The organism is Nostoc sp. (genome assembly GCF_036919595.1).
GTDB lineage: Bacteria > Cyanobacteriota > Cyanobacteriia > Cyanobacteriales > Nostocaceae > Nostoc.
The window spans coordinates 1-19,908 of record NZ_JBALCO010000079.1 but is presented as its reverse complement, the minus strand read 5'-3'; the positions used below and the strand labels follow the sequence as shown (position 1 = coordinate 19,908).

The 19,908-nt window shown below is 43.8% G+C and carries 16 protein-coding genes and 1 tRNA gene; 7 read left to right on the top strand and 10 right to left on the bottom strand.

What is annotated here, in order from left to right:
- Nucleotides 1–119: 119 nt before the first annotated feature.
- The 4 genes from V7K21_RS11145 (at nt 120) to trxA (ending at nt 4,837) form a co-directional block, all read left to right on the top strand.
- On the top strand, nt 120–1,373 hold the full coding sequence (locus tag V7K21_RS11145) for an exonuclease SbcCD subunit D (protein WP_335174152.1): 1,254 nt from the start codon (nt 120–122) through the stop codon (nt 1,371–1,373).
- A gap of 612 nt (nt 1,374–1,985) precedes the next feature.
- A complete protein-coding gene (locus V7K21_RS11140) occupies nt 1,986–2,516 on the top strand; it encodes a YdcF family protein (protein ID WP_335174150.1) in 531 nt (176 codons plus the stop codon).
- Between the two features lie 495 nt (nt 2,517–3,011).
- Nucleotides 3,012–4,175, top strand: coding sequence for a GuaB3 family IMP dehydrogenase-related protein (locus tag V7K21_RS11135; protein ID WP_335174148.1), 1,164 nt, complete (start codon nt 3,012–3,014; stop codon nt 4,173–4,175).
- A gap of 338 nt (nt 4,176–4,513) precedes the next feature.
- Nucleotides 4,514–4,837 (top strand): thioredoxin, encoded by a 324-nt coding sequence (trxA, locus tag V7K21_RS11130; RefSeq protein ID WP_273763647.1) that lies wholly within the window; start codon nt 4,514–4,516, stop codon nt 4,835–4,837.
- A 154-nt stretch (nt 4,838–4,991) separates the two neighbouring features.
- On the opposite strand, the gene V7K21_RS11125 is transcribed toward trxA, so the two are convergent.
- Entirely contained in the window at nt 4,992–5,585 is a 594-nt protein-coding gene (locus tag V7K21_RS11125) for a MarC family protein (RefSeq protein ID WP_335130053.1), read from the bottom strand.
- A 210-nt stretch (nt 5,586–5,795) separates the two neighbouring features.
- Between V7K21_RS11125 and V7K21_RS11120 the strand changes: the two genes are divergently transcribed.
- Nucleotides 5,796–6,608 (top strand): carbon-nitrogen hydrolase family protein, encoded by an 813-nt coding sequence (locus tag V7K21_RS11120; RefSeq protein ID WP_335174146.1) that lies wholly within the window; start codon nt 5,796–5,798, stop codon nt 6,606–6,608.
- A 243-nt stretch (nt 6,609–6,851) separates the two neighbouring features.
- Here the strand turns inward: V7K21_RS11120 and fba are convergent, their stop codons facing one another.
- From fba to pdhA, 7 genes are all read right to left on the bottom strand, one after another.
- Nucleotides 6,852–7,931, bottom strand: a complete 1,080-nt coding sequence (gene fba / locus V7K21_RS11115) for a class II fructose-bisphosphate aldolase (RefSeq protein ID WP_334797459.1) — start codon at nt 7,929–7,931, stop codon at nt 6,852–6,854.
- Nucleotides 7,932–8,607: 676 nt separating this feature from the next.
- Nucleotides 8,608–9,156, bottom strand: coding sequence for a hypothetical protein (locus tag V7K21_RS11110; RefSeq protein WP_335174144.1), 549 nt, complete (start codon nt 9,154–9,156; stop codon nt 8,608–8,610).
- Between the two features lie 174 nt (nt 9,157–9,330).
- Complete coding sequence (locus V7K21_RS11105; RefSeq protein ID WP_335174142.1) at nt 9,331–10,929, bottom strand: tetratricopeptide repeat protein; 1,599 nt, start codon at nt 10,927–10,929, stop codon at nt 9,331–9,333.
- Nucleotides 10,869–11,702: an RNA polymerase sigma factor gene (locus tag V7K21_RS11100; RefSeq protein WP_335174140.1), complete on the bottom strand. Its 834-nt coding sequence runs from the start codon at nt 11,700–11,702 to the stop codon at nt 10,869–10,871. Before V7K21_RS11100 ends, V7K21_RS11105 begins: the two co-directional genes overlap by 61 nt.
- Before the next feature lie 262 nt (nt 11,703–11,964).
- Nucleotides 11,965–12,036, bottom strand: a tRNA-Lys gene (locus tag V7K21_RS11095).
- A 62-nt stretch (nt 12,037–12,098) separates the two neighbouring features.
- On the bottom strand, nt 12,099–12,968 hold the full coding sequence (locus tag V7K21_RS11090) for an aldose epimerase family protein (RefSeq protein ID WP_335174138.1): 870 nt from the start codon (nt 12,966–12,968) through the stop codon (nt 12,099–12,101).
- Between the two features lie 102 nt (nt 12,969–13,070).
- Nucleotides 13,071–14,105 (bottom strand): pyruvate dehydrogenase (acetyl-transferring) E1 component subunit alpha, encoded by a 1,035-nt coding sequence (pdhA, locus tag V7K21_RS11085; protein ID WP_335174136.1) that lies wholly within the window; start codon nt 14,103–14,105, stop codon nt 13,071–13,073.
- Nucleotides 14,106–14,873: 768 nt separating this feature from the next.
- Here pdhA and V7K21_RS11080 point away from each other — a divergent pair.
- Nucleotides 14,874–17,180: an IMS domain-containing protein gene (locus V7K21_RS11080; protein ID WP_335174134.1), complete on the top strand. Its 2,307-nt coding sequence runs from the start codon at nt 14,874–14,876 to the stop codon at nt 17,178–17,180.
- Between the two features lie 291 nt (nt 17,181–17,471).
- On the opposite strand, the gene dhaL is transcribed toward V7K21_RS11080, so the two are convergent.
- Nucleotides 17,472–18,107: a dihydroxyacetone kinase subunit DhaL gene (dhaL, locus tag V7K21_RS11075; protein WP_335174219.1), complete on the bottom strand. Its 636-nt coding sequence runs from the start codon at nt 18,105–18,107 to the stop codon at nt 17,472–17,474.
- 72 nt (nt 18,108–18,179) lie between these two features.
- On the bottom strand, nt 18,180–19,256 hold the full coding sequence (dhaK, locus tag V7K21_RS11070; protein ID WP_335174132.1) for a dihydroxyacetone kinase subunit DhaK: 1,077 nt from the start codon (nt 19,254–19,256) through the stop codon (nt 18,180–18,182).
- A 52-nt stretch (nt 19,257–19,308) separates the two neighbouring features.
- Between dhaK and V7K21_RS11065 the strand changes: the two genes are divergently transcribed.
- A complete protein-coding gene (locus tag V7K21_RS11065; protein ID WP_335174130.1) occupies nt 19,309–19,566 on the top strand; it encodes a hypothetical protein in 258 nt (85 codons plus the stop codon).
- Nucleotides 19,567–19,908 lie beyond the last annotated feature (342 nt).

Sequence of the window (19,908 nt, the reverse complement as noted above, 5' to 3'; positions counted from 1 at the left end):
CAATTTTAGCGACTTATATGTAAAGCTTCTAAGCTATGGTTTATTAAAACGCAGAATGCTGTAAGCAATAGTATAATTGGCGTGGTAATTTAACCTCATATAGTTAAATTAAGATATCTATGATTAAAATTCTTCACCTCTCCGATATCCACATGGGAAGCGGCTTTTCCCACGGACGAATTAATCCCGCAACGGGGTTAAATACACGATTGGAGGATTTTGTCAATACTCTCTCTATATGTATCGAGCGAGCGCTGACAGATGCTGTTGATATGGTGATATTTGGTGGCGATGCTTTCCCGGATGCTACACCACCGCCCTATGTACAACAAGCTTTTGCCAGCCAGTTTCGCCGTCTCATGGATGCCAATATTCCCACAGTGCTGTTGGTAGGCAACCACGACCAACACTCCCAAGGGCAGGGAGGCGCGAGTTTAAATATTTACCGCACTTTGGGAGTGCCAGGATTTGTTGTCGGTGACACACTAACTACTCACTGCATCCAAACCCGCAATGGCAAAGTGCAAGTAATCACCCTCCCTTGGCTAACTCGTTCCACCTTGATGACTCGCCAAGAGACTGAAGGTTTGTCTTTGGCAGAAGTCAACCAACTGTTAACGGAACGCCTGCGAGTTGTTCTAGAAGGAGAAATTCGTCGTCTTGACCCCAATGTGCCAACTGTCCTTCTGGCTCACTTGATGTCTGACAATGCTGCTTTAGGCGCAGAACGTTTTTTGGCCGTGGGTAAAGGGTTTACTCTACCGCTATCTTTGCTGACGCGACCTTGTTTTGATTATGTAGCGTTGGGACACGTCCACCGCCACCAGAACCTGAATAAATCCAACAACCCACCGGTGATTTATCCAGGAAGCATTGAGCGGGTAGATTTTAGTGAAGAAAAAGAAGACAAAGGCTATGTGATGTTAGAACTGGAGCGGGGGAGCGCTGAGTGGGAATTTTGTCCCTTAACAGTTCGGACTTTCCGCACCATTGAAGTGGATGTCTCGAAAGCAGATGATCCCCAGGCAGTATTAATGAAAGCGATCGCCAAGTATGATATTCAAGATGCAGTAGTGCGGCTAATTTACAAACTTCGCTCTGAACAGATGGATTTAATTGACAGTTCTTCTGTACATACTGCTTTAAGTGCCGCTCATACCTATACCATTCAAGCAGAATTAGTCAGTCAATTAGCCAGGCCCCGGATTCCTGAATTGAGTGCGAGTACCAGCATCGACCCAATGGAAGCATTGAAGACTTACTTGAACAACCGCGAAGACCTCAAAGACATAGCAGCATTAATGCTGGAAGCTGCACAGAAGTTATTAGCAGATGATGTGGAAGTCTGGCTGGAAGCAGCAGCTAGTGAGTAAAATAGATGCTAATTATATTTTCATCTTCTAAGGGCAATGTCTCCTAACAAAGTTGTTTTTAGTTAGGGAGTTCTAAGTAAAAAAATATCCAACTATTTCTTGTGGGATGGAGAGAAGTCTAAGCCTCGGCTTCCAGCACTCAGAACTTCGGAGTGTCTCGCGATTGGTGTCAAGTTAAAGCCATCAGCCTAGAATGTCAAGAGACTTTGCGGCGTTGTGTCAGTGTCGTTGACCAACACCTTTAAGCAAGCCCATAAAGCGCTGATGCTCGACCAGCGAAGGAACGAGTTGTAACTCTGGGTTTTGCAACAGTGGGCGGTAAAAAAATATAATGTACCACTAAATGGGGTTCTTCAACAAGCTGCTACAACCCTTTGATAGATTGTCCGATACAGGTTAGGATAATCCATCAATTAGAGGAAAAACTTCAAGCACGCTTAATCGCGCTGTAACATGAAAACCATTCAAATATAAATTTGGGCAGATTTTTGAGGAGTTTGCTACTCTACATATCAATTGTTGTTTTTTTATAGCCAGAGAAATTAGGGACTCAGTAAATAAAGTTATCCAGCCTTGAATAAGCTACTCTTTACAGGTAAATCTTTTCGTTTTATGGCTTTTGTCCTACCCTTAATCATCTGGTGGGGATACAAAGAAGTTCAAAACCAATCTGTACAGCCGCAAGCAGTTGTAGTGTTAGGTGGTTCAACCAGACATTTAGAGCGAGAGAAGTTTACAGCAAAATTTGTTCGAGAGCATCCAAATATACCAATTTGGATTACTGGGGGTAGTCCACCTAGATTTACCCAACAAGTGTTTACCAAAGCTGGTGTTGATCGCAAACGTTTACACTTAAACTACGAAGCTGTAGATACAGTTACTAATTTTACTACGTTAGTGGATGATTTGCAAGCTCGCGGCATCAAGAGCGTTTATTTGATTACTTCAGACTTCCATATGCGCCGAGCTTGTGTCATCGGCGAAATTATTTTGGGTAGTCGGGGTATTTATTTAAAACCAGTGCCAGTTCCTTCCGAAAAACCTCCTGAATCTATCGAAAAATCTATTCGCGATGGAGCCAGAGCGATAATTTGGTTAGCCACTGGTTACACTGGTGTGGATGCAGCTAAAAATAAACGATAAATCAAACCAATTTTGGATTTTGGACTTTCCTGCGGAACGCTACGCGAACAACTTACCTCGGTACAAGTCGCTCATTCGAACGATTTTGGATAATGGAATTGAAAATCTTCATATTCAAAAGGTTTTTCGATTTGAAACGATACAAATTATTCCAATTTGAGATTATTTCTAGTAATTTGCATAGCTTGACCTTAATTAATACAAGGAAATTAAAAGAACTAATGCCAATCATCTTGACATGAACTTAGTAATAACAAACACATAAAAGTCCAAGTGTCTAAAAACTACTGCAACACTAACCTTCAAACAACACTAACCTTCAAACCAATTAACAACTTTTGCTCATTTGCTTCCTTGGTGCATACTTTGCATCCACCAAAGTTTTGAGCGGCGGCTTGGATAACTGGAATTTATCTGTGTAGTTCGGAAAAAAAACGCCCCAATCTATCTCACAATTTGATACCCTAGCTTAAACAGATTTGAGAAAAGTTAAGCGTGGAAATTCAACTTGGGCGGGGAAAAACAGCTCACAGAGCTTACGGAATAGATGAAATTGCTCTAGCCCCCGGTAACAGAACACTAGACCCCAGTTTGGCAGATACTAAGTGGCGTATTGGCAATATTGAGCGAGAAATCCCGATAATTGCCAGTGCAATGGATAGCGTAGTAGATGTTCGCATGGCTGTACTTTTGTCACAGTTAGGAGCATTAGGTGTCCTCAATTTAGAGGGGATTCAAACTCGCTATGCTGACCCAGAGCCAATATTAGATCGGATTGCCTCTGTGGGGAAAGATGAATTTGTTGCCTTGATGCAAGAACTCTATGCCGAACCAATAAAGCCGGAATTAATTGAACAACGTATTCAGGAAATTAAACAACAAGGTGGTATTGCGGCGGTGAGTGCAACTCCAGCGGGTGCAAGTAAATACGGTGAGGCGGTAGCAAAAGCTGGGGCAGATTTATTTTTTGTACAAGCTACGGTAGTTTCTACTGCACATTTGTCACCAGAGTCTTTAATACCACTTGATTTAGCAGAATTTTGCCGTTCCATGCCCATCCCCGTAGTATTGGGGAATTGCGTGACTTACGAAGTCACGTTGAATTTGTTGAAAGCTGGGGCGGCTGGGGTACTGGTGGGAATTGGACCTGGTGCTGCTTGTACGTCCCGTGGTGTGTTGGGTGTGGGTGTACCACAGGCAACTGCGATCGCTGATTGTGCTGCGGCACGAGATGATTACTACAAGGAAACTGGCAACTATATCCCCGTCATCGCTGATGGTGGTTTAATCACCGGTGGCGATATTTGTAAATGCATCGCCTGTGGTGCTGATGGTGTGATGATTGGTTCCCCCTTTGCCAGAGCCGCCGAAGCCCCAGGACGAGGTTATCATTGGGGCATGGCGACTCCCAGTCCAGTGTTGCCTCGTGGCACCCGCATTCGCGTTGCCACCACTGGTAGCCTAGAGCAAATACTCATTGGGCCAGCAGGACTAGATGATGGCACTCACAATCTTTTAGGAGCCTTAAAGACGAGCATGGGCACCTTAGGAGCTAAAAATATTAAAGAAATGCAACAAGTGGAAATTGTGATTGCGCCTTCTTTATTAACTGAGGGTAAAGTTTATCAAAAAGCTCAACAATTAGGTATGGGGAAATAAAGGAGTAGGGAATAGGGAGATGAGGGAGATAGGGAAAAAATAATTAATGCCCAATGTACAAGTGCCCAATACCTAATTTTGGAATAAATTTTTCCAGGCCCCTAAACAATTGCTGGAAAAATCCGATATGTCGCCTACAATAGAAATAGCGGAGACGCATGTTTCCGTTCACTCCTCACACCACACTCCGCCCGAACTACTGTTCGGGCGGTTCCTTATGTTTATAAATAAAATAAGAGAGCTTCTTTGCAAATGTACATCCTCGCACTTCCAAGCTGAGGTTTTTGCTATGGTAGAATTTTCACCAAGTTCAGATATTATTGGCGAAGGTTTTAGGCATGTCAACAGCCGCACAAGTTACCGATTCTAGTTTCAAGCAAGAAGTACTCGACAGCGAGGTACCCGTTTTAGTTGACTTTTGGGCACCCTGGTGCGGACCATGCCGTATGGTAGCTCCTGTTGTCGATGAAATCTCCGAACAGTACAAAGGTCAAATAAAGGTCGTAAAAGTCAATACAGATGAAAATCCTAATGTTGCTAGTCAATACGGCATCCGCAGCATTCCCACATTAATGATTTTTAAGGGTGGACAAAAAGTGGATATGGTGGTCGGCGCTGTGCCTAAAACTACATTAGCTTCCACCCTCGAAAAGTATCTTTGAAACTCAATTGGCAATAAAATCCTCTTGAGTTATCCATGTTGTTCTAAGTTTAGGTTAATTTTTATAAACAAGTTTGAGAGGCGCGAATTTCTCGTCTTTCAAACTTATTTACATTTGTATACAGTTTGCGATCGCGAATAATTTTAGGAGTTTTCTAGCTCAAAAACAACTCCCTAATTCCGGTACTACCAATTTCCACTGCTAGCGCCGCCAACAAAAAACCCAAAAGTTGAGTCACAATTATTCCACCTTCTGCACCAATCCACTGGTCAATCAGATTTGCTAAACGCAAAATCAACCAAGTGATAAACATCGCCCCTAAGATACCCACTCCCACAGCAATATGCGGACTCTGTGATTTCGACATCAGCAACATTACCGTTGTCAAAGTCCCCGGTCCTGCTAGCAGTGGTAAAGCTAGTGGAGTAATTGCGACATCGCGTCCTTCTTCAATAATCGGCTGATCTAATTCTCCCCGCAGCATTTGCAAAGCAATTAACAGCAACAATAGTCCTCCTGCTATTCGCAAAGAGCCGATACTGATTTCCAAATAATTTAAAATTACTTGCCCTGCAAAGGCAAATAGCAAAAGAACTGCGATCGCAATGATAATTGCTTTATCTATAACTTTGTTTCTTTGGTCTGGCATCATGCCCTTAGTCAAAACTAAAACAATTGGTATATTGCCCACAGCATCTGCCAGGACAAACACAGCGATAAATGTTTGAATGAGAATAGGAATATCCACAGCAGGTAGTTTTGATCAGAGTTTAATCACAACCTAATCTTAATATTACTCAGTTTGCTAGAACCCAGAGGAATATTAAGAGCAGCAATAAAACAAGTCCGTTAAAGAAAATCTTCGCTGATACATTTCTAATTAAATTCCACAAATGTTTAACTAGCGATATATTTTGATAATCTATCTTCCATAAATCAACTGTTCGTTGTTGAACCTATGAAATCTTATTTAGCCGCCGCTATTCAATTGACCAGTGTGCCAGATTTACAGAAAAATTTGGCCCAGGCAGAAGAATTAATTGAGCTTGCCGTGCGTCAAGGTGCTGAATTGGTAGGTTTGCCAGAAAACTTTTCCTATATGGGAGAAGAAAAAGACAAACTCGCCCAAGGCGATGCGATCGCTCTTGAAAGTGAAAAATTTCTCAAAAAAATGGCTCAACGCTTTCAAATTACAATCTTGGGCGGCAGCTTTCCACTTCCTGTAGACAATACAGGCAAAGTTTATAACACCACTCTACTCATCGACCCAAACGGTCAAGAACTTGCGCGCTACTACAAAGTACACCTATTTGATGTTAACGTCCCCGACGGCAACACCTATCGGGAATCCAGCACAGTTGTGGCTGGTACGCAACTACCACCTGTCCATTTTTCCGAAAAATTTGGTAATTTAGGACTTTCTATTTGTTATGATGTCCGCTTCCCCGAACTGTACCGTCATCTAGCAGATAAGGGAGCTGATGTTATCTTTGTTCCCGCCGCCTTTACCGCCTTAACTGGCAAAGACCACTGGCAAGTACTACTACAAGCCAGAGCCATCGAAAATACCGCCTACGTCATTGCTCCTGCCCAAGCAGGCAATAACTACGCCCGTCGTCTAACCCACGGACACGCGGTCATTATCGACCCTTGGGGCGTAATTTTAGCCGATGCTGGGGAAAAGCCGGGAATTGCGATCGCACAAATCAAGCCCACTAGGCTCGAACAAGTCCGCCGTCAAATGCCCTCTTTACAGCATCGAGTATTTTAGGTGCTGAGGACAAGGGAGATGAGGGAGCATACAACTCTACCAGAGGCTGCGCCCTAAGCGTAGCTATGCCGCAGGCTTTACGACTGCGCTCAGTAACCAGAGGAGCTGGGGGAAAATAATCAATGCCCATTACCTGGGAATAAAAAAAAAAACCGGGTAATCACCCGGTTTATGCCGATATTAAGAATCCTCAGTCTTTTAGGAGCATAGCAGCAGTGTGCCCCTATTTATTTTTTGTCAAAATTAAACTTTAGCAGCTGACTTGGTAACAACGTTGAGTTCACCTTTAGCATACTTAGCAGCAAAATCTTCCAAAGAAATTTGCTTGATCTTGCTTGCGTTCCCAGCCGTGCCAAATTCCTGATAGCGTTCAGTACAAACCTTCTGCATATATGTAATAGAAGGCTTGAGGAAGTGACGGGGGTCAAACTCCTCTGGTTTTTTAGCCAAAGCTTCACGTACAGCAGCAGTAATAGCCAAACGGTTGTCGGTGTCGATGTTTACTTTACGTACACCACTCTTAATACCTTTTTGGATTTCTTCTACAGGTACACCGTAGGTTTCAGGAATTGCACCACCATACTGGTTAATTAGCGCCAGTAAATCTTCTGGTACAGAGGATGAACCGTGCATTACCAAGTGGGTGTTAGGCAAACGGCGGTGAATTTCTTCAATGCGGCTGATTGCCAAAATTTCCCCAGTCGGCTTGCGGGTAAACTTGTAAGCACCGTGGCTTGTGCCAATGGCAACAGCCAAAGCATCTACTTGGGTTGCTTCTACGAAGTCAACAGCTTCATCGGGGTCAGTTAACAGTTGAGAGTGGTCGAGTGTACCTTCAAACCCGTGACCATCTTCAGCTTCACCAGCACCAGTTTCTAGAGAACCCAAACAACCGAGTTCACCTTCAACGCTGACACCCAAAGCATGAGCTACATTTACAACTTCGCGGGTAACATTGACGTTGTACTCGAAGCTAGCGGGGGTCTTCGCATCAGCTTCTAAAGAACCATCCATCATCACGCTGGTGAAGTTGTTCTTAATTGCTGAGTAGCAGGTAGCAGGCGCATTGCCATGATCTTGGTGCATGACAATGGGAATCTGAGGATAGGTTTCTACGGCTGCCAAAATCAGATGGCGGAGGAAGTTTTCTCCTGCATAATTACGAGCGCCGCGTGAAGCTTGCAAAATTACGGGGCTATCTGTCTCGACAGCAGCCTTCATGATCGCCTGAATCTGCTCCAAATTGTTAACGTTGAAAGCTGGGATGCCGTAACCGTTTTCAGCTGCGTGATCCAACAGCAGCCGCAGTGGTACAAGCGCCATAGATAGTCCTCCTAATGTGGTTGTCAGCTAGTCGGTGTGAAAGAAGCGTAATAATCACGCTAAATCTTAAGAGTTTTTTCAACTTATAGGAAATTATAACTAGTGTGGTGTGTCTATGTTGAAAAACTTTACGCCATAGTTACTATAAATATGCCCTATACTTGCTCTATACTACTGTACTATGCCCCATACTTGCTGTGTATTGCTGTAGATTTAGCTACCCTGCAACTAGTAGTTTTGGTAGCCCAGTATCCAAAATAGTCATCTCAAAGTGATCGCTTCAATCTAAAGGTACTAATTTTTGACAAATGCTGTAAGGGTGTTTTCCCTTAAATATTGCATTTGGGATTAGATTATGCCTACCCACCGAATAGTAAAATTTTATCATAAAGTGGTGATCGCACTGACTGCAATTAAAAGAGCGATCGCCCTACACGATAGCTCTTTTTACAATCAAAAATCAGTATAGTGTTGTTAACCGATCGCACTGACAAAGGCAAAGATTAGCGATCGCTTTACATCTTCAAAGCTGTCTCAATTCAAATGCTTAACAAAGACGTGATGCCGAACAGTACAGCCCGTCGTAGACATCGCACAGACACCTAAGAAGGTGCGTAAGCTTTCCTGCTAACGCCCCTTCCCAAATCAGGCGCTCATACTGTTATTAATCAGTCCTTTAGGAACGGCTAATACGATAAGTAAGTGTGTAGTCCCAGGTAGACCAGCCCGTACCGCTTTTTTTGGACATTACCCAGGATCGCTCTTCATGGGAGGGTCCTGTGGAGGAAATTTCTAATTCGGTAGTACCGAGTAAATCATCTTTATCCAAAGAACCGATCCAGCTTGCCGCGGTTGTAGCTGCTGAAAGTACCGTTCCCGCAACAGCTCCTTGTGGTCCTGTTGCTGCTATAGCACCTGAAATAGCACTACTAATCTTTTTAACTGTGTCACCGTACTTAGCCCAGTCTTTTGCAGCATCTTCGTCGTAAGCCTTTAGTCCACCTTTGAGGCTTTGTCCTTGTGGGATTTCGCCCTCAAATAAAACGGTTTGGTCTGGTTTGAAAGATTTCCTTTGCTTATCATTGATTTTAATCGGAGTTGTCAAAATTGCCTTGGTGGTTTGTCCTCCTACCAAACCACCGACGAGATAAAAATCGTCAGCACCGGTTACATCTTCGGTATCTCGGCAATAAACGTCAACTAATTCGACTTTTAGCTTTGTCATAAGTTTCTTGGCCTCTTGTGTTTGGTGTTGTGTTCAGAAGGGCACTCTGTTAATAAGCATCTGAATGCCTTTTTTTGTTCTTCACATCTATAAGACGTTTCCACTGGCCGATTTTGGAATTTTTCGAGTTAGAGGCGTTTTTTCTCTAAATAAATCCACCGGATAAAACCAGACTCAAGCATGAGAACCCTTCTGCACCATCGCTTGCAACCGGATCAAAGCTTCCTTAACTTCCCCACGAGCCGGATAAAACAACTGCAAATTCAAGGCACTTTGATAAGCCTTTATCGCCCCTAAAGTATCCCCCAACCCATCCAACGCTCTCCCTTTCCAGTAATCAGCGGTAGCCGAGTTAAACGACCTCAGCTCCTGACTTGGCACACAAGCCTCTTCCCACCACCGCCGACTAACCTCATCATCCCCCAGCCCTCGGTAACTTTCTCCCAGCCACACCGCAGCAGGCGCAGATTGCAGATCACCTCCCGCTGCTAACAAAAACTGCCATCCTTTTTCCAAAGCCGCCACCGCTTCTTGATATTTAAGCGCTAAAGCCAACACCCGCCCATGACCAAACCAAGCATCAGCTAATTGGGGTTGAAGTTGCATTCCCTTAGCAGAGAAACTACACCCTCGTTCAATCTCTTGAAAGCTTTCCACCAGCACTCGCCCCACCGTCGCCCAAAGACTCCACCGTTCAGGAAAACGCTCAGGCATCTCTTCTAATAGAGGTTGTAATTCTTCTAGTCGCCCAGCAACAGGCAAAATCTCGCACAACGCCCGATAGATTTCACAATCGCTGGGATACAAACCATAAGCTTTCAGCATCATCTCAGCCGCCGCCTGATATTCCCCCGTGTAGAACAAGCACTGCCCATAGTAATACCAACCGCTTGGGTTATTCGGGTGTTCCTCGGCAAACTCTGCTAACACCCCTACCCCTTGCGCCCAATCTCCCCGATAAAGGTGATAATAAGCCAGTGATTTGTAAGCTTCAGCTGCATGAGGAGCCTGTTGCAGCATAGAACTAATCAGCTTTTTAGTCTGCTTCCCTTCTTCACCGGATACCAATCTCATCCCGCAACGCTGATCTAACTGTCGTTGGAGTACCTGAAAATCATCGGGAGCTAGAGCGATCGCTCTACTTAACTTCTGCCTAGCTTCTTGAAAGTTCCCCATTGTCATCAGTGCATCATAGCTGTGAATCAAAGCCACAATATCATCTGAGTTGAGCAACAAAACCCGTGAAAAGGCTCGTAAAGCCCCAATCGGATTTTCTCTCCCCTTCTGCACTTGTCCCAATGCCAACCAGTGAACTATTTTGTCAGGTTCTAGGTCAGCCGCAGAATCAAAAGCTATGATTGCTTTTTGAGTGTCACCTTTACAGACAGCAATTAATCCGCCTATGTGGTGCTGAGTTGCTCTATTAGTGGACAGTGGTAAGGCGCTCCCATATACCTCTATAGCCTCTGCCTCTCGTTTCATCATTTGCAAGATTTTCCCCAGTTGCAGCCGCACATTGAGCAATTGAGGCGATCGCTCAATAACTTGGCGATATTCTGCGATCGCCTGCTCCCAGCTTCCCATTCCGTACAGCAAATTAGCCAATTCTAATCGTTTTTTCCATCCTTGGGGATACTTCTGGATGTACTTACTTAATGTTTTTAACTTCTGATCTTGCCTAGTTGGCTTTTCGTCTAAAACCAGATGAACATTCATCTCCACCCCAGAAGACTGGGGGAGCTGTACCAAGTATGTTGCAAGGTTTCCAGACATGTAACGGTTACTTTGTAATTAATTTCTTCAATGCTTGTTATCGGCACTTCCCAGTCAGATATCACCCTTTGAGCAGGTTTAGATTCCACCATCGGAACCACCCATTTGAATCGGGATGGGAGAGAATCTAGGGGAGTGTCATCTTCCCCGGCCAGATATTTGCTTAACTGCTTTTGCAAAATAGTTCGCGCCTGTTGAACCCGTTTGTAAACGTTGTCTTCACAAAGGACGAGTTGCTTGGCAATGTCTCTGTAAGACTTTTCTTGGCAGTAGCGAAGGATAAAAGGTTCGCGCAGTCTTGTGGGTAAGGACTCAATTCTATGGCAAAGGTATGCCCTCAGCTCATGACCAAACATCTCTGACTCAGGAGATTCAAGCCTGGAAGTAACTACTGCGTGATCTCTATATTGAATGTCCTCAACGTTTTTGATTCTTTGTGCCTCTCGTTTACGTTCTCGATGTAGATCCATGCAGAGGTTGTGGATGAGTCGGCTCAACCAAGCCCTAGGCTTGGTGATTTTATTGGCATAGTCTGGCCATTGATTCCAGGCTTTGAGCATTGCCAGGCTGAACAAGTCTTCGGCATCATGACGATTACCTCCCATCCACTGTAAGCAGCGACTGTAAAGATAATCTTGATACTGCTCCCATAAGTGCCAAAAGTCGCGATCGCTCCCAGACAAACCCTGTAATCGTATTTGCTTTGCCGATAAGTTCTTAGTTTCCAGACCTGCTAAGGAAATAAAAGCTTTTTGCTCAAAATTCACCTGCATCTGTTACTTCCAGTTGAAAAGCTCAAATTCAGTTATTCACCTTCAACCCGCACTTAAATAACCGTAAAAGCACTGAAATACGCTGACAACTTAGTTAATTTCCCTTAACTGTAATCTTTCTTTTATCTTCAGCAAAAAGCGATCGCTCTTTCTCAGGTGTTTTATTCCCCAGTGCGATCGCATTCACAAAATTTTACTAACAATAAAACTCGCCTTTACCTTTATCTCAAAAGCTTCAGCGAGTATTCCTTAAAGTTTTATATGGGTCGCCCGGGATTCGAACCCGGAACTAATCGGTTAAAAGCCGAGTACTCTACCGTTGAGTTAGCGACCCGTTAATTTGTTTTTCGCAACTTTGCCATCATAGCATACATATTTATAGATTTGTAAAGGACTTTAGAAAAAATTTGCTGTTAACCGCACAGATGCCGTATAGCTGCTTCCTGGTTCTAACACAGTCAAGTTTTCACCAGTGTTCAGGGAGTTACGGGGAGCGCTCCACGGTTCTAAACAGTAAAAATCTTTGCCTTTGAGCGTCCAAAACACTAAAATCGGATATTCATTGCTATAATCCAGAGTTACTTTCAACTTGCGGCTGTTGTCTGTCACAGCGGCGGATTGACTAGTTAGCTGCTTAAAGGCAACGTCAATTTCATCGCGGCTAAAGTCAAAATTACCATTGAAGGGGTGAATTTCTTTGGTTATCTGGTCTTGATACTTTTGCGAAGGAATTTCAAACTCTAACCGAGTTTTATCAACCGTCAAAAAATAAGGATGGAAACCCGTAGAAAAGGGCAATGATGTTGATGAAAGATTTTTATACTGCTGGCGAATTTCTAAAGTATTACCTTGGAGTTCGTAAGTAAACAGCACTTGAAAGTCAAAAGGATAAACTGCCCATGTTTGCTCGTTGCTGTTGAGGACAAGGGTGAGGCTAATTTTATCTTGAGTTAGTTGGTCAGTTACTTCCCACGGTAGATCACGGGCAAAGCCGTGTTGTTTGAGAGTATACTGCTGCCCATTGTGAGTATACGTATTATCCGGTATATTGCCGCAGATAGGAAACAAAATAGGATTTCCACCTCTGACACTCAACTCAGGATTAGCAAAGCGTTCAGTATCTAAGTAGAAAATTTCTTGCCCCTGTATACGCCAACGAGTGATGATCCCACCACGTTCTGGGACAACTTCTAGTTGAGAACCAGCGGTTTCATCTGAAAGGATGTAGGTTTTGTATTGTTGCTGTTGAACTGCAATGGTAAACACAAATTTAGTCCTGAGTTTAGGATAGTTAGGAGTTAGGAGTTAGGGGAGACGCGATTAATTGCATACAGTAGTTAACAATTTTAACTCCTAACTCCTAACTTTTTATTCGTCTTCTGCAAACACGAAACGATATAATTCGCTGGGGTCTGGTTCGGGGCTGCTTTCGGCGAATTTAACCGCTTCGTCGATTACATCTTGAATTTTACGGTCAATAGCTTTGATTTCTTGCTCATCCGCAAGGTTTTGCTCCACCAAATAAGCTGCCAACTTCTTAATTGGATCACGGGCAAACCAAAATTCTTTCTCAGCCTTGCTTCGCATTTCATCAGGATCTGCCAAGGAGTGACCCCGGAAGCGGTAGGTAAGTGCCTCAATTAATGTTGGCCCTTCACCAGCACGGGCACGGGCTACAGCTTCTTGGGCTACGGCTCGGACTGCTAGTACATCCATGCCATCTACTTCCACGCCCACCATGTTAAATACACTGGCTTTTTTATAAATCTCTGGCTGAGAAGTGGCTCGCTCGTGAGACATCCCAATGGCCCACTTATTATTTTCGACTACAAACAGAATTGGCAGTTTCCATAAAGCTGCCATATTTAGCGTCTCGAAAAACTGACCGTTGTTAGCTGCACCATCGCCAAAAAAGCAAGCTGTCACTTGGTCAGCACTTTCATCTTTTAGTACTTCGCGGCGGTATTTGCTTTGAAAAGCCGCTCCAGCTGCTACAGGAATTCCCTCAGCCACAAAAGCATAGCCACCCAGCAACCGATGTTCAGCAGAAAACATGTGCATGGAACCACCGCGCCCTTTGCTGCAACCTGTGGCTTTACCAAATAATTCTGCCATTACCTCTTTTGCTGGGACACCCGCACTCAGAGCATGAACGTGGTCGCGGTAGGTACTACAAACGAAATCTTCACCCGGTCGCATTGACTGCACAACACCACTGCAAACGGCTTCTTGACCGTTGTACAAATGGACAAAACCAAACATTTTGCCCCTGTAGTACATTTCAGCACACTTGTCTTCAAACAAGCGCCCTAATACCATGTCCTCATACAACCGTAACCCTTCTTCCTTAGTAATGTGCGTAGTAGCAGGATTAAATGTGGGTAAAGTACGCTCTTGAACCATTATTTTTGAGTATCCCTGTTGTACAACTTAAAGTTACGGTCTTAAATAAGTCGGTCTGATAACACCTCAGCTTTTAACAGGCTAGCGTTTGCAAGACTCAACAATCAAACTTTATTTATGCACCAAAAAAGAGTCTTAGGGAATAGCTGAATTTTTAATTATTGATTTTTAAGTTTTCAGCCCATGCCCCGTGAGGATTTGACTCTAACGACAATATCTGCCGCTTTGGTTTTTCTCTCACGATTGCCCTTCATAGACTAGCAATCAAGATAGACTGCTTTCTGCATGTTCATTAACAATTTAAAAAAAAGGAAGTAAAAGTCTCTATACCCAAATAGGTAATTGTAATTAAAGGTTAATTATGATATGATTTTCTTCTCCTATTCTGTTATCAGGGTCCAACTCCCAATAATAGTATTTTTGTTACCAGATACTGAGAAAGTCCCAAAAAAATCCATCATCAATAGATTCTTGCAACCACAACATTTATGCCGTGATTAAAAGCGGTAGTTGTGGTTTGTGGTATCGAAGGCTGATATAGTCGTGTTAAACAAAAATACTAAGAATTAAGACAAACAATTGAGGCCTTCTATGCGAAAGCAAAAAATTAGTAATAGAATGTGACTCAAAATTTCGGGAAGGTACAAAACAAGTTGTTGGAATATACACTTGTGGAGTAAATTCTACACGGTATTTTTATGGCACGGTTTTACAGGCCTGGAAAGTTCTAGGTGAATTATATTGATCACGGTGCAGGGGAAGTAGGCTGTGCGAATTCCGCTAGATTACTACCGAATTTTAGGACTACCGTTGGCGGCAAGTGATCAACAATTGCGGCAGGCATACAGCGATCGCATTGTACAATTGCCACGACGTGAGTATTCTCAGGCAGCAATTTCTTCTCGTAAACAACTCATAGAAGAAGCTTACGTGGTTTTATCAGATCCAAAAGAACGCAGTATCTACGATCAGCTTTATCTTGCCCACGCTTATGACCCTGATAACCTTGCTGCTGCCGCAGTAGCACTGGAAAATCGCACAGAGAGCCACAAAAGGGGTATTAATACCCAGAGTCTGGGCATCGAAATTCCCCAAGACGAATTAGTTGGCGCTTTATTAATTTTGCAAGAGTTGGGGGAATATGAACTTGTATTGAAACTAGGTCGTCCGTACCTGGTAAATAAAAATGGTGTTACAAGTGCAAGAAAAGACAATAATTTAACAGATGAAGAAATACACGAAAGTGCTGAACATCCAGATGTTGTTCTCACTGTTGCCCTTGCTTGTCTAGAATTAGGTCGTGAACAGTGGCAGCAAGGTCACTATGAAAATGCCGCCATATCACTAGAAACTGGTCAAGAACTGTTAGCACGCGAAGGGTTGTTCTCTAGTGTACAGGCAGAAATTCAGGCGGATCTTTACAAATTGCGACCATATCGAATTTTGGAGTTGCTGGCACTACCTCAAGAAAAGACTGCCGAACGACGCCAAGGCTTGGAATTATTGCAAAATCTCTTAGAAGATCGTGGTGGCATTGATGGCACCAGCAATGATGAATCTGGTTTAAATATAGATGACTTTCTGCGATTTATCCAGCAGTTACGCAACCACTTAACAGTCGCAGAGCAGCACAAGTTATTTGAAGCCCAAAGTAAACGTCCTTCTGCTGTTGCCACTTACTTAGCTGTTTATGCTTTGATAGCACGCGGATTTGCTCAACGTCAACCTGCTTTAATTCGTCAAGCAAGGCAAATGCTCATGCGCCTGGGCAAACGCCAAGATGTACATTTAGAACAGTCGCTATGTGCATTACTCTTGGGACAAACTGAAGAAGCAACTCGTGTTTTAGAACTTAGTCAGGAGTACGAAGCTTTAGTTTTTATTCGGGAAAAATCTCAAGACTCTCCAGATTTGTTACCAGGGCTGTGTCTATATGCAGAACAATGGTTGCAACACGAAGTATTTCCCCATTTTCGAGATTTAGCAAACCAGCAAGCTTTCCTAAAAGATTACTTTGCTAACCAACAGGTCCAAGCTTATTTAGAAGCACTGCCAACTGATGCAGAAACAACTAATGAATGGGCTGTAATTAACCCCCAGTATTTTCCCCAGCCCCAGAGTAATAATCCCCATTTCCCCAAAAATTCAACTAGAACCTCAGGGCAATTTAATCACAGCAGAACACCTGACCCAGATTTGCCAGAAACACCAACAAAACAAACACCGGAACATTCAAATTTATTACCACCCATGTGGAATTCATTTGGGAGTGTAGAATCAGATGTTCCTACTGCCGAACGGATGAGCAGAAATACTAATCAGCATTTGAATGGTTCAGCTAAGACTGCTGCACCCGGTCATAACCAAAAGCGTAAAAGGAGAAAACCGACTTCATCTGCTAGCCGAGAGCGTGTACCAGATAATCGTCCTCAGTCTCGTCGTCCTCGGCGGCGGCGAACTTTTGCTAACACCATAGAAGGGAAAACACGGCTGGTATGGAGAGTGTTTATTTCTTTGGTGAGTATATTAGTTTTCTGGGTGTTAGCCACAACAACTTTTGGATGGTTAAAAAATCTATTTTTTCCTACACCATCTGTGGGTGGCTCACAGTTGTTTGTACAAATAAATCAACCACCAATAGCTATTCCTGATCCAAATAGTAAACCACAACCACTAGATGGCCCTATAACAGATGCAACAGCAGAGGAAGTTATTCGGACTTGGCTATCTACTAAAGCCGCAGCTTTAGGGCCCAATCATGAGATTAATAATTTAGAGCAGATTTTAACTGGTTCAGCTTTATCTCAATGGCGGCTGATTGCTCAACAGGATAGGTCAGACAACCGCTACCGCAAGTACGACCATAGCCTGAAGATTGAATCTGTAGAAAAAATTGATTTATTTAGTGATCGTGCCGCAGTGGAAGCTACGGTTAAGGAAGCGACACAGTTATATGAAAATGGCCAGTTTAAAAACTCTTCTAATGAGAATTTGCGAGTTCGGTATAATTTAATTCGACAACGAGGTAAATGGCGTATTCAGAGTACATCTGTTGTCAATCAGATAATCAGATAAATTTTAATTTTTAGGCGATGTCTACGGGTGCATCTCACTTTTTTAAAAATATGCTTAGACTTAGCGAATGGAATTCATCTACTTCAACTTCCGAATATCAAATAGGCGTAAAAATAGAGAAATAGTTTTTATTTTCTTTTTAAGAATAGCCACAACCGCGCAATCCGTCTGGGCGGTCGAAACTCTCAATTTGCGCTAATAGTCAGGCTTACAGTCTTTTCCAGAATTGAAGTAGCTAGCGTGTGGGGTGCAATGACTGTGGGAATCATAACTAATTACCCGAACTTGATATTACCTAAAACTTTCCAACACCCTTAACAAACTCTTTAACATCAAATAAGCAGAAGTCCCTCCTGGATCTTGATGCCCGATACTCCGTTCCCCCAGGTAGCTAGCCCGTCCCTTTTTCGCCTGCATGGGTATAGTTTCTTCCAACCCCCTTTGGGCTACTGCTACAGCCTGTTGCATTGCTTCCAGCGTCCCTTTGCTTTCCCCTACAGCCTGCCCAAAAGCCGCCACAGCCGGAGATAGCACATCCACCATTGTTTTGTCTCCTAGTTGCGCTTTGCCACGTTGTAGCACGCCGTCTAACCCTGCTTGGAGTAGCTCTAATACATCTTGTGCTGTTAATTCTTGCTTATCTACTACTGCTGTACTGGCTCGTAAAAACCAAGTGCCATAAAGAGGGCCACTTGCACCGCCAATAGAAGAAATCAACGTCATACTTACAACTTTTAGAATGTTGCCAATGTCTTTATCTGTAAGAGTTGGTAACTGAACGCTTACCTTTTTGAAGCCACGATCCATATTGATCCCGTGGTCAGCATCTCCGATCGCAGCATCTAATTCTGTCAAATATGATTTATTCTGCTCTATCTCGGTTGCAAACGCCTGCAACCATTCTAATATCTGCGCCTGACTCACCATATCAAAATAATTCGTAATGACGCTCAAAGGCTCGCTCTAAGCGAAGCCATGCCGTAGGCTTTACTAACGTAATTATAAAATTCCCCAGCGCCAACTTGGCGTTTTTACTGGTGCATCCCATAGCCGGATCATCTCATCATCTAATTTCAGCAGGGTAATCGAGCAACCTTGCATTTCTAAAGATGTGATGTAAGGGCCTATCAAGTTTCGCACAATTTGCAATCCTTGCTGTTCGCAGATTTGGGCGAGTTTGCGGTAAACAATATACAGTTCAGAAATGGGAGTTCCACCCATACTATTGACGAAAGCTAACAGGCGATCGCCTTTTGCAAATGGGAGATTTATTAGTTCTACATCTACCCAGTCTCCCTTGTTTTCATCCCACTCACGCAGTGTGCGACTGTATGCTGTATCCTCAATGAGCGATCGTGTCAAAATTTCCGTGATCTCATCTACTGATTTTATGGCTGTACGTTCTATTCCTGTCTCCCCGTGGATACCGATACCTAATTCAATTTCGCGATCGCCCAATTCAAATGTCGGCGTTCCATTAGCGGGGACTGTACAGGATGTTAGAGCAATTCCCATACTTTGCCCATTTAGATTTACTCGGCGACATAAATTTGCTATTTGTGGCAAATCATACCCCAAATCAGCCGCAGCACCACAAATTTTTTCTGCCAGTATTGTTGTTCCCACACCCCGGCGTCCTTGGGTATAGAGGCTATCCTTCACTGCCACATCGTCATCAATCAAAATATTTAGCACTCGAATGCCCTCACTACGGGCTAACTCCGTTGCCATCTCAAAGTTCATCACATCGCCGCTGTAATTCTTGACGATATAAAGGATACCAGAGCCTGCATCTACCCGTTTGGCTGCTTCTAGCATTTGGTCAGGAGTAGGTGAAGTAAAAACCTCACCAGGACAAGCTGCATCAAGCATTCCTTTGCCCACGAAGCCAGCGTGCATTGGTTCATGTCCACTGCCGCCACCAGAAATAATTGCTACTTTCCCCTGTATAGATGCATCAGCTCGATAGACAAAAACGGGATCATAGTTCAGTTTAATTAAATCGGAGTGAGCCGCTGCCATACCTTCTAGACTTTCCCGCACAAAATCTTCCGGCTTGTTGATCAGCTTTTTCATAATCCGTGTTTGGTTAAAAGGGTGCTAAAACCCAGGTTATAGCGCTTCTTGTTTGTATGCAACACAGTCTGACCTCTCTCTAAATCTCTCATTTAAGCCAGCGCTCTTACAGGGGGTTTCCACGCCACTTGACGCTAGTCGCCTCAAGTCGGGGAACCATGCACGGCAACTCCTGCGGGAAACCCTCATCGCCCTTGGCGTTTCCCCGAATCCCATTCGTGAGAGGCTAGCGCCAAGGGAGAAGACCGGACTGCCGACGTTCCTACGTCGCTCTAAGCGAAGCCATGCCACAGGCTTTACGCTGCGCTAACAGCACAGCGCTGGCTCCTTTATGGCGGGGAACCCCTCCACCGCTGTGGCTCCCCATGAGCGACTGGCGTCCGGCGAGCCACTTTTGTTGCACGTGGCGTCAGAGACTTTGAATTTTCCCCCTTCCCGCGTCGGGAAGGGGGTTAGGTTTTCGTGGGCTTTTCCAGATGACCTAAATTGTCAATTATTTAAACCCCGACTGAAACTAAAGCTATGTGTTGAAGTTGCAGGTTTTAAACCCTTTAATTTACGTATCCGCTCAGAAAACCGGGGCAGGGAGAAAAAAGTAAGTAAGTGCGTCGTAGAATATGAAACATGACGCAACAATCATCACCAGATCAAG